The sequence below is a fragment of the Bradyrhizobium sp. CCBAU 45389 genome (genome assembly GCF_028128625.1).
GTDB lineage: Bacteria > Pseudomonadota > Alphaproteobacteria > Rhizobiales > Xanthobacteraceae > Bradyrhizobium > Bradyrhizobium liaoningense_B.
Genome location: NZ_LBIY01000002.1, coordinates 57,705 through 72,572, shown reverse-complemented (window position 1 = coordinate 72,572; position 14,868 = coordinate 57,705). Strand labels below are relative to the sequence as shown.

Sequence of the window (14,868 nt, the reverse complement as noted above, 5' to 3'; positions counted from 1 at the left end):
GATGCCTTCTCAATAAGACACATCTCAATTTGTTGCAGTCCATGTTTATGGATTGCCCGTAAGCGTTGATTAAGAAGCCCATCCTCATATTCCGCCCGTGATGAGGCGAGGAATGGGCTGAAAACCCCTCAATCCGCCCCGATCACCAGTTTCGGGATGTGTCGCTGCCGCAACGACGGCAATCAGGGTTAAGGGCAATGCTCCGCCGCGCAATGCTTCGTTTCGCCAGAGACCGCAAGGCCAACGTCGCCATCATCTTCGCCCTGATGATGGTTCCGACCATCTTTCTGCTGGGCATGGCGCTCGACTATACGTTGGCATTGCGCAAGCGGGAGCAATTGAACGCGGCCGCCGACGCCGCCGCGATCGCGGCCGTCAGGCCGGCGATGCTGACGCAGACCGATAGCGCCGTGGTCAAGGCGACCGCGCAAGCCGTATTCGCCGCCAAGGCGAACCTCCCGGGCCTGTCGTCCGTTCCGACGCCGACGGTCACCGTCACCGATTCCGGCCTGGCGCGGACCATCACGGTGTCCTACACCGCGCAGTCCGTGAACAATTTCCCCGGCGTTCTCGGCCGGCAGACCTGGCAGATCGGCGGCTCCTCGACGGCGAAGGCCTCGAGCGCGCCCAACATGAATTTCTACCTGCTGCTGGACGACTCGCCGTCGATGGCGATCGCAGCGACCCAGACCGACATCAACAACATGATCACGGCCACGAAGAACCAGCCTTCGGGGTCGAAGAACTGCGCGTTCGCCTGTCACGAGACAAATCCGCAAAAAGACAGCGGCGCATCGTCCTCGACCAAGGACAACCTCTACATCGCCCGCGCGAACAACATCACGCTGCGTATCGACCTCGTGCAGAATGCCGTCACGCAATTGATGGTCGGACCCTGGACTTGCCCGCAATCGGGTGTGTCGGGCGGCGTCATGCAGTGCATGGCTGCACTCAACAACACGACCTACAACGCCGCCATCTATACCTTCGACTACGGCCTGAACACGATCCAGACGCTGACCACCCCGACCAGCGCCGGCACGAAGATCTCCAACATTCAGCTGATGACGGTCGACCACCAGAACTGCATCATCACCAACAGCTCGGGCAATTGCGTCTACAGCACCGACTACGGCACGGATATCTCGGGCGGGCTCACGGGCGTCAATGCCGTGATGCCGGCGCCGGGCACCGGCACCAACCAGTCGGGCGACACGCCGCAGGAGGTGGTCTTCCTCGTCACCGACGGCGTCGAAGACAAGCTGATGCCGAAGCCGGGCACCTGCGATGCAGCCGCCACCTATCCGCTTCCGACGGGCAGCAGCACGACCGTGCGCTGCCAGCAGCCGCTCGACACGACGATCTGCACGACGATCAAGAACCGCGGCATTCGCATCGCGGTCCTCTACACCGAGTATCTGCAACTGACGACCGACAGCTGGTACAACAGCCGCATCGCGCAATTCAACAATCCATCCTCGTCTACCGGCACGATCGCACAACGGCTGCAATCGTGCGCATCGCCTGGCCTGTATGCGAGTGTGCAGACAGGTGGCGACATTTCCGCGGCGCTGACCAACCTGTTCATCAAGGTCGCGTCCAGCACAGCCAGCCTCGTGCAGTAGGGAAAAGCGCCATGACGGGGCCGGGTGTTGCAACAACGAAGAGACGCCGCAATCGCTGCGCTGCTTTCGCGCGAGACAGCAGGGGGGCCACGGCCGTCGAATTCGCGCTCGTGGCCGCGCCGTTCATCGCCCTCATCATCGCCCTCATTCAGACGTTCCTCGTCTTCTTTGCCCAACAGCTGCTCGAGAACATCACGCGTCAATCCGCGCGCCTGGTCATGACCGGGCAGGTGCAGTCTTCGCAGATGACCCAGGCCGCCTTCAAGCAGAAGGTCTGCGATCAGATCTCGATCCTGTTCACCTGCAGTGGTCTGATGGTTGACCTGCAGGTGGCCAATTCGTGGTCTGCCGCCAACACAGGCATGCCGACCTTGACCTTCGACAGTTCGGGAGCCGTCACGAACACCTGGCAATACAATCCGGGAGATGCCGGCGACATCGTCGTTCTTCGGGTGATGTACGTATGGCCCGTCACGCTCGGGCCGCTCGGTTTCAACCTCTCGAACCTTTCGACCGGCAACCGGCTGCTCACGTCGTCGGCCGCGTTCCAGAACGAGCCAGGAGCCTCCTGATGATCGCCGCCTTGTCGTCTCGCGCTCGGTGCCTGCTAGCCGATGTCCGCGCTGTTGCAGCGACTGAGTTCGCCATCGTGGCGCCGTTCATGCTGGTGCTCTACATCGGCGGCGTCGAGCTCGGGAACGGGCTGGCGATGAACGTCAAGGTCAGCGCCACCGCGCACAGTGTCGTCGACATGGTCACGCAGAACACGTCAATCAGCACGGCCCGCATGCAAGCCATTCTCGGCTCGGCGCAGGCAATCATGGCGCCTTATCCCGTCAAGGATGGTAGCGGCGTCTCACTCATTACGATCACGGTGTCCGAAGTCTCTACCGACAGCAGTGGAAACGCGACTGTCCAATGGAGCGAGTCGACCAGTTCGACGGGAGCGAGAAAGAAGGGTGATCCGATGACGTTGTCCTCGTTCACCGCACCTGACCCGAAGAATCCCACTAATGCGAACATCTCGCTCATTCTGAGCGAGGTTTCCTATAATTACACGACGAATCTCGGCTACACCATCGCCGGTACCGTGAAGCTGAGCGACAGCTATTACCTGTTCCCGCGCTGCTCGACGAACAGCCCGGCCGTGTCGAGCTTTCCGTACTACGACGTGAAGTATTCGTCGTCGTCGACGACCTGCACATGCATCCAGCATCTGCAGCAAAAGAGCTGCTAAGGGCGTCAATCGAAAAAGCGCGCAGCGGTTTCCGGAAAGATCATCCTCGGACAACAAATCAAGGTGCGATGAGAATTGATCTCATCGCGCCTTGGCCTCATGAGGGGCTGGAGCGCCTACGTTGCCGTTCGCTCCGCTTCGCCGGCCATCGTCGTTCATTCACGGCGGCGCGGACGACCTCCGCTACGGTGTTGCGGACCTCGAGGAAGGCCTTGGTTTGTGGCCGGTCTGCGAGAGCAACCAGCGCAAGCGAACGCGACAGCGGCGGATCGACGATGCGGCGGGCGTGATATTTCTCCGCCGCGATGTCTGCGAGCACCGTGGCGCGGGAGAGGATTGCGCATCCGAGTCCGGCTTCGAGCGCCATGCGCAGCGCCGAGAGGGAATCGACCTCGAGCGTTGGGCTCGGGACGATCTGGTTGCGCAGGACCTGCGTCTGGATGATGGCGCGGGAGGCCGGCAGCGGCGTCAGCCCGAGCACGCTCTTCTGCGGAATGGCGGAGAAGGGGATCGGACCGGAGGACCGGCCGATCAGGCTCGAATGCCCGACGAGGAAGAGATCTTCCTCGTGCAGCCACTCCACATCCAGCCGGGCATCCCGCGGCGGATTGTACGCCAGCGCGAGATCGACCGTGCCCGAGAGGACGCGCTCGATCAGCGCCGGTGACAGCGCTTCGATGATGGTCAGGTGCACGCCGGGGGAATGCGTGCGGACCGCCTTCATCAGATCGAGCGCGACCATCGCGATCGCGGTGTGGCTGAGACCGAGGCTCACCGGTCCCATCGCCGCCTCGTTAAAGGTCCGCACGTCCTCCTCGGCCTTGCCCAGGCTCGCGAGCACCGCGCTGCCATGTTCGTAGAGCCGGCGTCCCGCCGCGGTCAGCGCGATGCCGCGTGGCCGCCGTTCCAAAAGCTTCACGCCGAGATCGGCTTCGAGCGCCGCAACGTGATGGCTGAGCGCGGACTGCGCGATGTTGAGGCTCTCGGCGGCCCGCGACAGCACGCCGGCGTCGGCGATCGCGATGAAGTATCTGATCTGCCGTAATCCGAGCGCCATGGCACTTCTCCCCCATCGATCGATCTAATAATCAGATTACGGCGATCTTCATATTATATTTGTCAGATGTCTTGTCGCCCGGCAAGCTTCGACCGAACCAATAAGAACAGCTCCGGGAGTGTCGCGGCATGGATCTGCCGAACAGGATCGTCATCACCGAGGAGGGACCGCGTGAAGGCTTTCAGATCGAGCCGGGGCCGATCGCGACCGCGGACAAGATCGCCTTGATCGATGCGCTCTCGGCGACCGGGCTTTCGCGCGTTCAGGTCGCGTCCTTCGTCAATCCCAAGCACGTGCCGGGCTGGGCCGACGCCGAGCAGGCCGTTGCGGGATTCAACCCCCGGGCAGGTGTCGAGTACACGGCGCTGTGGTTCAACGACAGAGGTTTGCAGCGCGCCCTGGCGTTCAAGGACAAGCTCACGCTCGCGGGGTTCATCTCGCTGAGCGCCTCCGAGCCGTTCGCGCGTCGCAACCTCAACCGCGATCGCGCCGGGCAGATCGAGGCGATGCGAAACTATGTGCGCGCGCACCGCCAGGCGGGCGTGCCGATTGCCAAGATCATCGTCATGGCCGCGTTCGGCTGCAACTTCGGCGGAGACGTGCCGGCGGCGCGGGTTGTCGAGACCGTGACCGACGGGCTCTCGATCGCGCGCGAAGCCGGCATCGAGGTGCGCGAGGTGTCGCTCGCCGATTCCATGGGCTGGGCCACACCGCAGCGGGTCGCCGCGGCGGTCGGGGCCGTCCGCGACCGCTGGAGCGATCTGCGGATCGCGCTGCATCTGCACGATACCCGCGGCCAGGGCATCGCCTGCGCCTATGAGGGGCTGCGACTTGGCGTCACCGCGTTCGATGCCGCGGTGGCCGGGCTCGGCGGCTGCCCGTTCGCGGGACAGCCGGGGGCGCCCGGCAACATCGCCACCGAGGAGCTGGCGTTGCTGTGCGAGGAGATGGGCATCGCAACCGGCCTCGACATCGAGGCGCTGATCGAGGCCGGACGGCTTGCCGAGCGGATCGTCGGACACCGGCTGCCAAGCGCCGCGCTGCGATCGGGCACGCTCGCCGCCATGCGGCGGAGGGCCGGCGCATGACCTCCGCAAAGCCGCTCGCCGGACTGAAGGTGCTGGATTTCGGCCATACCATCATGGGTCCATGCGCGGGCGTTCTGTTCGCCGATCTCGGCGCGGATGTCGTGAAGATCGAGCCGACCGACGGCGATCCGACCCGGCGCTTGCCGGGCTTCGCGGCCGGTTTCTTCGCGACCTACAACCGCAACAAGCGCTCCATCGCGATCGATCTGAAGCGGCCGGAGGGGCAGGCGATCGTGCATCGGCTGGTGAAGGATGCCGATGTCGTGCTGGAGAACTTTGGACCCGGGACGATCGAGCGGCTGAACTGCGGCTGGGACGATCTGCGCAAGATCAACCCGCGGCTCGTGTATCTCTCGATGAAGGGCTTCCTGAAAGGCCCCTACGAGAACCGGGGCGCACTCGACGAAGTGGTGCAGATGCAATCCGGCCTTGCCTACATGACGGGGCCGCCCGGCCGGCCGCTGCGCGCAGGCGCGCCCGTGATCGACATCCTCGGCGGCGTCTTCGGCGTCGTGGCAGCCTTGTCGGCGCTGCGCGAACGCGACGTCACGGGCGTCGGACAGAAGGTCTCGAGCTCGCTGTTCGAAAGCGCGACCTTCATGCTCGGCGCGCTCGTCGTCGGCAGTGCCGTGATCGGCGGTCCGATGCCGCCGATGCCGGCCCGCAAGAATGCCTGGGGCGTGTACGACGTCTTCACGGCATCGGATGGCGGCCAGGTCTTCATCGGGTGCACCTCCGACGGGCACTGGCAACGCTTCTGCGACGCGTTCGGCTTCGACGACTGGCGCGACGATCCGCGGCTCCTCGGCAACGCCAATCGATGCGAGGCGCGCGAATGGATGCTTCCCGAGCTGGAGCGGCGGATCACGCGGCTGCGGCTCGATGAGATTCTTGCCAAGTGCGAAACGGCCCGCGTGGCGTATTCGCGGGTCGGGCGGCCGGATGAGCTGTCGGTCGATCCGCATCTGCTGGCCAATGGCGGACTGCTGGCGACGGCCATTGCCGGCTTTGGTGGCGGACCGCTGGTCGGAATTCCGGCGCTGCCCGTCGAGTTCGGCGACGCGCGTGACCGGCCGGGCCTCGAGCGCCAGCCGCCTCGCGTCGGCGAGCACACCGACGACATCCTCGGCGCGGCCGGATATTCGGCGCGCGAGATCGCCGATCTGCGCGCCGCCGGCATCTTGGGCGTGTCCGCGAACGTACCTGCATAAAAACAAGAGTGGCCGAGCCACCATCTGCAACAAGGAAGGAAGGGATCATGATGTCCCGCATGCTGCTTCAACGGAAGGCGCGTATTCCGGCAGCCGCGATCGCGCTGCTTGGGCTGGTTGCGATGGCGGGGCCTGCGAGGGCGCAAGCCTATCCCGCGCGAACGATCACGATGCTGGTCGGCTATTCCGCGGGCGGCCAGGCCGACGCGCTGGCGCGGATCATCGGCAAGCAGCTCGGCGACACCTTCAAGATCTCCGTTGTCATCGAGAACAAGACCGGCGCCAACGGCATGATCGCCGCGCAGGCGGCGGCGCGGGCGGAGCCGGACGGCTACACGGTGCTGATGGTCACGGATGCGATGCTCACCATCGATCCGCACCTTGCCTCCAGCAACCATTTCGATCTTTCCAAGGCGATGGAGCCCGTCGTCAGCGTCGCCTGGTCGCCTTTGTTGCTGGCTGCGGCCACGGATGTGCCGGCCAATTCCGTTGCCGAGCTCGTCGCGCTCGGCAAGCAGAAGCCGCAGGCGCTGAGCTTTGGCAGCGCCGGCGCCTCGACGCCGCATCGCCTCGCCGGCGAGATGCTGCAGAAGTCCGGCGGATTCACCATGACCCACATTCCCTACAAGGGAACGGCGGCGTCGGTGAGCGACCTTCTTGCCGGGCAGATACCGCTGATCTTCGGCGCGCCGACGGCCGTGGAGCCGCTGGCGACCGCAGGCCAGATCAAGCTGCTCGGCGTCACGTCCGAACAGCGCTATCCCCTGCTGCCGGGCGTGCCCGCCATCAGCGAGACCTATCCCGGCTTCAAGATCATCAGCTATATCGGGCTGATGCTGCCGAAGCAGACGCCGGCGCCGGTGATCGCGGCCCTCAACAAGGAGATCAACGCGATCCTTGCGACCGAGACGATGCGCACATGGCTCGACAAGCAGGGCATGGTCGCAACGGGCGGCAGCCAGGACGACTTCAGGCGCCAGATCGACATCGACTACAAGGCGCGGGGCGAGCTCGTCCGCGCGCTTGGCATCACGGGCGAGTAGGGCATGCCGCGGACGCTGTTCGAGAAGATCTGGCAACCCCACACGGCGAGGACGTACGGGACGCGAGACCTGCTGACGCTGGACCGTGTCTTTCTCCACGACATGACCTCGCTGCCCGCATTCGAGACGCTGCGCGAGCGCAACCTTGCGGTGGCCGATGTCGGGCGCACCCTGGCGGTGATCGATCACACCGTCGCGACCGCGCCGGGCCGGACCGAAGAGACCTATCCCGTCATGGCGCCGACGGTACGCGCGTTCCGGCGCGAGGTGACCGAACGCGGCATTCCCCTGATCGGGCTCGGCGATCCCGCGCAGGGCATCGTCCACGTCGTCGCCGCCGAGCAGGGCGCCGTGCTTCCGGGCATGACTGCGGTTTGCGGCGATAGCCACACCTGCACCAACGGCGCGCTCGGGGCGATCGCGTTCGGGATCGGCAGCACGGAGATCGCACATGCGCTCGCCTATCAGGCGTTATGGCTGCCACGGCCGAGATCGTTGCGGGTGACCGTCAATGGCGTTCTCGATCCCTGGGTCAGCGGGAAGGACATTGCGCTGGCGATCATCTCGCGCTTCTCCACGGATGGCGGCACCGGCTGCGCCGTCGAATATGCCGGCAGCGCCATCCGCGCCCTCTCGGTCGAGGAGCGGATGACGCTCTGCAATCTCTCCATCGAATTCGGCGCGCGGGTCGGGCTGGTCGCGCCCGACGATGAGGTCTTCTCCTACCTCGAAGGACGTCCACGAACGCCGAAGGGGGCCGCGTTCGATGCCGCGATTTCCGCCTGGCGCGATCTTGCGAGCGATAACGAGGCGCATTTCGACAAGGAGTATTCCATCGACGCGCGTTCGATCGCCCCCATGGTGAGCTGGGGCACCAGCCCGGAAGATGCAATCCCCGTCGACGGCGCCGTCCCTGATCCCGGGACGGCGAGGGACCGCTCGCAGCGCTCCCGATGGGAGCGGGCGCTGGTCTACGCCAACCTTGAGGCGGGCAAGCCCATCCTGGGAACACCGATCGACGTCGCCTTCATCGGCTCCTGCACCAACGCTCGGCTGTCCGATCTTCGTGCCGCCGCGCGCGTTGTCGATGGACGCAAGGTCGCGCCGGCCGTGCGCGCGCTGGTGGTCCCGGGGTCATCCGGCGTGAAACGGCAGGCCGAGGCCGAGGGGCTCGACCGGATCTTCCGCAAGGCCGGCTTCGAATGGCACGAGTCCGCGTGCTCGCTCTGCGCGGCGCTCGGGCCCGATGTCGTCGGCCGCGGCAAGCGCTGTGCCTCCACTTCGAACCGGAATTTTGAGAACCGGCAGGGCCCGGGATCGATCACGCATCTGATGAGCCCGCCGATGGTTGCTGCCGCGGCGGTCAACGGTGCGATCACGGATGTCAGGACCTTGGCAAGGACCTTGGCATGACGGGCAAGCTCACCAGCCTTGAAGGCGTTGCCGTTCCGCTGCTGTGGGACAATGTCGACACCGACGCGCTTGTCCCGGCGGCACCGCACAAGCGGATCAATGGCGGCGGCCGGGATCGGTTGCGCGAAATCCTCTTCCACGAATTCCGCTTCGACGCTGCTGGGCAGCTCAAGCCGGATTTCGTGCTGAACGAGGTGCAATTCGCGCAAGGGCCGATCCTACTTGCCGGCGAGAATTTTGGCTGCGGCTCCTCGCGCGAAGTCGCCGTATGGGCTCTGCTGGACTACGGCTTCCGTGCAGTCATTGCCAGGAGCTTTGCCGAGATCTTCGAGCAGAACGCCTACAAGAACCATCTGTTGCCGGCGACCGTCGATGCCCCGACCCATGCCCGCATCGTGAGCGCGTTGAGCCGCCCCCGGCCGCCGCAAATGTCGATCGACCTCCTCGCGCGTCGCATCGCAATCGACGACCAGAGCATTGGGTCATTCAGCGCAGACGAGATGGGTCTGGAGATGATCGTCCAGGGCGTGGACGAATTCGCACTGACCGCGCAGTACATCCCGGACATCGCGGCGACGCAGCGTCGCCTGACCGAAGCCTGTCCATGGCTCGCGGCGTGAAGCGGAGCGTGCGGACGGGAAGGCAGCGCGCGCAGATATCGGTTTCACACCGAGTGAGGCGCGGATCCTGGCAACGTTCAGGCAAGTGCAGCAATATCCGTAAACATTTTCGCCAACATCTCGCGGCTGTTCGGGCATAGGACGCGCCGGGATTTTACGGATCAGGATTGACACATGTTATTGAAGTCTTTGGCGGCGCGCGCCATTGGCGCCGCCTGCCTCGTGCTCGCCGGCATCAATCCGCTGCGCGCCGAGCCGGTGTTCGACAATCTGGGCGGCACATGGTCGGGCACCGGCACGATGAAGCCGTCGGACGGCCCGCGCGAGAAGGTCCGTTGCAAGGTGGCGTACAACATCACGCGGCCCGGACGTTCCGTGAGCCTCGACCTGCGCTGTGCCAGTGACGCGTACAAGATGGTCTTGTCTGCGAATATCGAGCAGAGCGGGACCGATCTCTCGGGCAACTGGTTCGAGAGCGAATACCGTCAGGGCGGCAAGGTCTACGGCACCAACAAGGACGGTTTGATCGAGGCGCGCATTGAAGGAAACACCGTCGCGGCGCTGGTGACGATCCAGACCAAAGCCAATCATCAATCGTTCCTGATGGAAGCGCCGGGCTCCTGGATGTCGGAGGTCGCGATCGAACTGAACAAGGAGACGAAGTGACAGCGAGCGCATTACGAGCCCTCAGAGGTTTGCTCGTCGCCGCATTCTCTCTTGCCTGGATATCCCAACCTCACGCGCAAATGCCCCCGGCGGGCGTGAGCCCGCCCCGCGCCGATCCCTTTCCCGACGGGCCGCCGATCTGGGACTATGACCATGACGGCGCCTACACCTGCGAGGAATGGAAGAGATATATGGACCAGCTGTTCCGGCTTGCCGACCGGAACCGCGACGGGTTTTTGAATGCGGCGGAATTCCCGGCCATCGGATCTCGAACACCGCGCGCAATCTCGACATCGACACGAATGTCTACACCGGCGTCCAGGGTCCGGTGCGCAGCAACGAGACCCTGATCGAGATGATCTACGAGGCGCATATCAAGGCGGGCTGGCTGATCGCGCCTTACTTCCAGTACGTGTTCCGTCCCTCGGGCGGCGTCCCGAACCCGAACGATCCGACCGGGGTCTCGCGGATCGGTGACGCCGCAGTGTTCGGCGTCACCACCACGATCAGGTATTAGGCCATCGCTGGCTTCGGCTCGGCCTTCGGCTGCCGCGACAGCGCCAGCACGATCAGCGCGGCGAACACGCAGAGTGCGCCGGCGATGAAGAAGGCCGGCAGGTAGCTTTCATAGACCGTCCGCGAGAAGCCGGCGCCGAACGCGGCCGTGCCGGCGCCGAGCTGGTGGCCGGCGAAGATCCAGCCGAACACCAGATTGGCGCGCTCGGGTCCGAACTTCTGCGCGGTGAGGCGCACCGTCGGCGGCACCGTCGCGATCCAGTCGAGCCCGTAGAACATCGCGAAGATCGAGAGCCCATAGAACGAGAAATCGCTGAAGGGCAGGAAGATCAGCGAGAGCCCGCGCAGGCCGTAGTACCAGAACAAGAGCCAGCGATTGTCGTAGCGGTCCGACAGCCAGCCCGACATGATGGTGCCGAAGAAGTCGAAGATGCCCATCGCGGCCAGCAGGCTCGCGGCCTGCACCTGCGGGATGCCGAAATCGAGGCACATCGGGATCAGGTGCACCTGGACGAGGCCGTTGGTCGAGGCGCCGCAGACGAAGAAGGTCGCAAACAGGATCCAGAACGCGGTCGACTTGGAGGCGTCACGCAGCGTGCCGAGCGCCACCGCCGTGATCGAGCCGTGGCTCACCGGCGGGGCGGGCAGGGGCTCGGTGCCCTCGTCGCCGAACGGACGCAGGCCGACATCGCTCGGCCGGTCGCGCATCGCGAGCAGCACCGCGAGCGCGGAGACGCCGAGCATGATGCAGACGAAGCCGAGCGCCAGCCGCCAGCCGAAACGTTCGGTGAGGCTGGCCAGCAGCGGCAGGAACACGAGCTGGCCGGTGGCGACGCTCGCAGTCATGATGCCGACGACGAGGCCGCGTCGTGCCGCGAACCAGCGCGTGGCGATGGTCGCGCCCAGCACCAGCGCGGTCATGCCGGTGCCGATGCCGATCACGACGCCCCACAACGCGATGAGCTGCCAGATTTCGGTCATGCCGAGCGAGAGCACCAGCGCCGAGACGACGATGAGCTGCGCCGTCAGCGTGACGTTGCGTAGGCCGTAGCGGTTGAGCAGGGCGGCGGCGAACGGCGCCATCAGCCCGAACAGGATGAAGCGGATCGACAGCGCGGAGGAAATCTGCGCCGTGCTCCAGCCGAACTCCTTCTGCAGGGGAACGATGAACACGCCGGGCGCGCCGACCGTGCCGGCGCTGATCAGCGCGGCGAGGAAGGTTACGCCGACCATCACCCAGCCATAGTGGATATTGCGGCGGGACAGTGCTGCCGCGAGCCAGTTCGAAATCATTGGGCCTCAATCGTGTTGGCGAGCCTCAAGGGGCCCGCGTCATCCTCATTATTTGGCACAGTCGAGGGAAGTCTGAAATGACAGAGTTCCCTCAATTTCGGACATTGGCGCTAATGCGCCGGACGCTCCACCGCGATCGCCGTGGCTTCGCCGCCGCCGATGCAGAGCGCCGCGATCCCGCGCCTGAGGTTTTGCGTTTCCAGCGCATGCAGCAGCGTCACGATCAGCCGCGCGCCGGTGGCGCCGATGGGATGGCCGAGCGCGCAGGCGCCGCCGTTGACGTTCAGCTTGTCGCGGGGAATGCCGAGGTCGCGTTGCGCCGCCATCGCCACCACGGCAAAAGCCTCGTTGATCTCGAACAGGTCGACATCATCAGCGCTCCAGCCGACCTTGTCCAGCAGCTTGCGGATCGCCGGGATCGGTGCCGTGGTGAACCAATGCGGCTCCTGGCTGTGGGTGGCGTGGCCCTTGATCTCCGCCAGCACGGGCAGACCGCTCCGATCGGCAAGCGAACGCTTCGTCAGCACCAGCGCGGCAGCGCCATCGGCATTGGCGGAGGAGGCCGCCGGCGTGATCGTGCCGTTGGCGCGGAACGCCGGCTTCAGCCCGGGGATCTTTGCAGGGTCGACCTTCAGCGGATGCTCGTCGTTGGCGATGACGCGGGGACCTGCCTTCTCGGTCAGCGTGATCGGCGCGATCTCCGCCTTGAACGCGCCGCCCTCGACCGCCTTGCGCGCGCGGCTCAGCGTTTCCATCGCATAGGCGTCCTGGTCCTTGCGGGTGAACTGATAGGCCTCCGCGGTCGCTTCGCCGAAATCGCCCATCGAACGGCCGGTCTCGTAGGCGTCTTCCAGGCCGTCCATCATCATATGGTCGATGATGCGGTCGTGGCCGACGCGGTAGCCGCCGCGCGCCTTGGCGAGCAGGTAGGGTGCGTTGCTCATGCTCTCCATGCCGCCGGAGACGACGATCTCGGCCGAGCCGGCGCGGATGATGTCGTGCGCCAGCATGGTCGCCTTCATGCCGGAGCCGCAGACCTTGTTGACCGTGGTGGCGCCGGTGGCGTCTGGAAGTCCGGCGCTACGTGCCGCCTGGCGCGCCGGCGCCTGGCCTTGTCCGGCCGGCAGCACGCAGCCCATGAAGACCTCATCGACCTTCTCAGGCGCGAGTGTTGCGCGTTCCAGCGCCGCGCCGATCACGTGCGAGCCAAGCTTGTGTGCGGGGAGCGGCGACAATTCGCCCATGAAGCGGCCGAGCGGGGTGCGGGCGGCGGAGACGATGACGACGGGATCGGCGGCTTCGGCCATGATGTGGCTCCCTGGCGATGACGGGTAAGATTATGGTCATCATATGATGCGGCGCAAAAAATGCAACCGCGGCTGGGATGAGAAAATCTTGCGGTTCGCATGAGATTTGGTCGTGCGATTGGGGGAGGTGCTGCCCACAGCACACTGTCATCGCCCGCGAAGGCGGGCGATCCAGTATTCCAGAGACGGCTGTGATTGAGCCGAGAGGCCGCGGCGTACTGGATGCCCCGGTCAAGCCGGGGCATGACACCTTTGGAGTGGAGAGAGCCTAACTCAGCTAGCGCTCCTACCGCTTCCGGTTGACAAACGCCTGCATCAGCCGCGTCGGCTCGTCCGTCAGGAACGACTCGCCGAACACTTTCACGCTCAAATTCACCGACTCGGTCAGCGGCAATTCCTCCCATTGCCGCAGCAGCGCCTTCTGCGAGCGCAGCGCCTCGGGGCCGCATTCGAGCAAGGCCTTCACCAAATGCTCGATCTCCGCATCGAGGCCGCCCTCGGGGGCGACCTTGTCGACCAGCCCCCAGGCCAGCGCGGTGGCTGCGTCGATGTTCTCCGCCGTCATCACCAGCCAGCGCGCGCGAGCCCAGCCGATCAGGCGCGGCAGCAGCGCGGCGTGGATCACCGAGGGGATGCCGACGCGGACCTCCGGCATGCCGAAATGGGCATCATGCGCAGCGATGCGGAAATCGCAGGCGGCTGCGACCTCCAGCCCGCCGCCGAGGCACCAGCCGGGCATGCGCGCGATCACCGGCGCCGGGAACTGGCGCACGGCCTCGCAGAGATCGCGCAGGCGGCTGATGAAGGCTTCGGCCGATTTTTGATCGAGCTTCGCCATCTCCTTGATGTCGGCGCCGCCGATCATGCTCTTCTCGCTTTGGCCGCGCAGCACCACGACGCGGATGCTGCGATCGGCCGCTAGCTTCCGCAGACCTTCGCGCACCGCGTCGGTCACGGGCGAGCCCAGGATATTCAGCGCGCCGGCGTTGCAGATCGCGACATGAACGACGCCGCGCGCATCGCGCGTCACGCCGCAGTGGTTATTGAGCATTTCCATCGTTGAGTCTCGAAGGTTTCGTGGACGGGCGCGAGGCGCGCCGGTCGACGTTACTTCCGAGCCGAAACGTCCTGCTTGTCAAGCCGGTGGGGGCGGAGAGTTGCCAGGGTGAAGTCCGTGGCATAGTATGATATAGATCATACAAAGAGGCGCCCCCATGACCGACAACGATCAACTCGACCTGTTTTCGCCCGCGCAGCGGCGCGAGCGCGTGGTGGACTGGCAGGTACCTGCGCCGGTTGCCAAGGTGGCCATGGGCCTGTCAGGCATGGACGCCATGCTGGGCATCCGGGACGGCCGGCTGCCACCGCCGCCGTTTGCAAAACTGATTGGCTTCACCATGGCCGTGGTCGAGCCGGGCCGGATCGTCATGGAACTGGAGCCGCGCGAGGACCTCGAAAATACCATCGGCCTGCTGCACGGTGCGACCGCCGCGGCGCTGATCGACACCGCCATGGGCTGTGCGATTTCGACGCGGCTGGAGGCGGGGCAGTCGTCCGTGACCCTCGACCTGAAAATGACCTTCCTGCGCCCGCTGTCGGTGCGTTCCGGGCTGATCTCGGCCGAAGGCAAGATCATCAAGTTGGGACGCCAGACCAGCTATACCGAGGGTTTCGTTCGCGACGGCAAGGGTGCGCTAGCGGTCCATGCAACTGCAACCTTTTCCATGATCGGCAATGTCTGAACATGAATTAATTCACCGCCTGGTCCATTTCTGTGTTATGAGATGATCTT

At 65.1% G+C, this 14,868-nt stretch carries 15 protein-coding genes; 11 read left to right on the top strand and 4 right to left on the bottom strand.

Annotation, left to right across the window (positions count from 1 at the left end; all coding sequences use genetic code 11):
- Positions 1-197: 197 nt before the first annotated feature.
- Genes XH79_RS00365 through XH79_RS00355 form a run of 3 tightly spaced genes read left to right on the top strand, consistent with a single transcriptional unit; the run spans position 198 to position 2,862 of the window.
- Complete coding sequence (locus XH79_RS00365; protein WP_271580236.1) at positions 198-1,625, top strand: TadE/TadG family type IV pilus assembly protein; 1,428 nt, start codon at positions 198-200, stop codon at positions 1,623-1,625.
- A gap of 11 nt (positions 1,626-1,636) precedes the next feature.
- Positions 1,637-2,197 carry a TadE/TadG family type IV pilus assembly protein gene (locus XH79_RS00360; RefSeq protein ID WP_271580235.1) on the top strand — a complete coding sequence of 187 codons (561 nt, stop codon included), beginning with the start codon at positions 1,637-1,639 and terminating at the stop codon, positions 2,195-2,197.
- Positions 2,197-2,862, top strand: a complete 666-nt coding sequence (locus tag XH79_RS00355) for a TadE/TadG family type IV pilus assembly protein (RefSeq protein WP_271580234.1) — start codon at positions 2,197-2,199, stop codon at positions 2,860-2,862. The genes XH79_RS00360 and XH79_RS00355 overlap by 1 nt, the downstream gene beginning before the upstream one ends.
- Positions 2,863-2,959: 97 nt before the next feature.
- On the opposite strand, the gene XH79_RS00350 is transcribed toward XH79_RS00355, so the two are convergent.
- Complete coding sequence (locus XH79_RS00350) at positions 2,960-3,919, bottom strand: LysR family transcriptional regulator (protein WP_271580233.1); 960 nt, start codon at positions 3,917-3,919, stop codon at positions 2,960-2,962.
- A gap of 128 nt (positions 3,920-4,047) precedes the next feature.
- Here XH79_RS00350 and XH79_RS00345 point away from each other — a divergent pair, with 128 nt between their 5' ends.
- From XH79_RS00345 to XH79_RS00315, 7 genes are all read left to right on the top strand, one after another.
- Entirely contained in the window at positions 4,048-5,007 is a 960-nt protein-coding gene (locus tag XH79_RS00345) for a hydroxymethylglutaryl-CoA lyase (protein WP_271580232.1), read from the top strand.
- Positions 5,004-6,218: a CaiB/BaiF CoA transferase family protein gene (locus XH79_RS00340; RefSeq protein WP_271580231.1), complete on the top strand. Its 1,215-nt coding sequence runs from the start codon at positions 5,004-5,006 to the stop codon at positions 6,216-6,218. The genes XH79_RS00345 and XH79_RS00340 overlap by 4 nt, the downstream gene beginning before the upstream one ends.
- A gap of 47 nt (positions 6,219-6,265) precedes the next feature.
- Positions 6,266-7,261, top strand: a complete 996-nt coding sequence (locus XH79_RS00335) for a Bug family tripartite tricarboxylate transporter substrate binding protein (protein ID WP_271580230.1) — start codon at positions 6,266-6,268, stop codon at positions 7,259-7,261.
- Between the two features lie 3 nt (positions 7,262-7,264).
- A complete protein-coding gene (leuC, locus tag XH79_RS00330; protein WP_271580229.1) occupies positions 7,265-8,674 on the top strand; it encodes a 3-isopropylmalate dehydratase large subunit in 1,410 nt (469 codons plus the stop codon).
- Positions 8,671-9,294: a 3-isopropylmalate dehydratase small subunit gene (gene leuD / locus XH79_RS00325; protein ID WP_271580228.1), complete on the top strand. Its 624-nt coding sequence runs from the start codon at positions 8,671-8,673 to the stop codon at positions 9,292-9,294. Before leuC ends, leuD begins: the two co-directional genes overlap by 4 nt.
- A gap of 174 nt (positions 9,295-9,468) precedes the next feature.
- A complete protein-coding gene (locus XH79_RS00320; protein ID WP_271580227.1) occupies positions 9,469-9,960 on the top strand; it encodes a hypothetical protein in 492 nt (163 codons plus the stop codon).
- A gap of 178 nt (positions 9,961-10,138) precedes the next feature.
- Entirely contained in the window at positions 10,139-10,477 is a 339-nt protein-coding gene (locus XH79_RS00315; protein ID WP_271580226.1) for a carbohydrate porin, read from the top strand.
- Here XH79_RS00315 and XH79_RS00310 read toward each other — a convergent pair.
- The 3 genes from XH79_RS00310 to XH79_RS00300 form a co-directional block, all read right to left on the bottom strand.
- A complete protein-coding gene (locus XH79_RS00310; RefSeq protein ID WP_271580225.1) occupies positions 10,474-11,769 on the bottom strand; it encodes an MFS transporter in 1,296 nt (431 codons plus the stop codon). The genes XH79_RS00315 and XH79_RS00310 overlap by 4 nt on opposite strands.
- A 110-nt stretch (positions 11,770-11,879) precedes the next feature.
- Positions 11,880-13,076, bottom strand: coding sequence for an acetyl-CoA C-acyltransferase (locus tag XH79_RS00305; protein ID WP_271580224.1), 1,197 nt, complete (start codon positions 13,074-13,076; stop codon positions 11,880-11,882).
- Between the two features lie 286 nt (positions 13,077-13,362).
- The gene (locus XH79_RS00300) at positions 13,363-14,133 is read right to left on the bottom strand and encodes an enoyl-CoA hydratase (protein WP_271580223.1); all 771 of its coding nucleotides are present in this window, start codon (positions 14,131-14,133) and stop codon (positions 13,363-13,365) included.
- A 157-nt stretch (positions 14,134-14,290) separates the two neighbouring features.
- On the opposite strand from XH79_RS00300, the gene XH79_RS00295 reads away from it, so the two are divergent.
- The gene (locus XH79_RS00295; RefSeq protein ID WP_212337537.1) at positions 14,291-14,818 is read left to right on the top strand and encodes a PaaI family thioesterase; all 528 of its coding nucleotides are present in this window, start codon (positions 14,291-14,293) and stop codon (positions 14,816-14,818) included.
- The last annotated feature ends 50 nt before the right edge of the window (positions 14,819-14,868 follow it).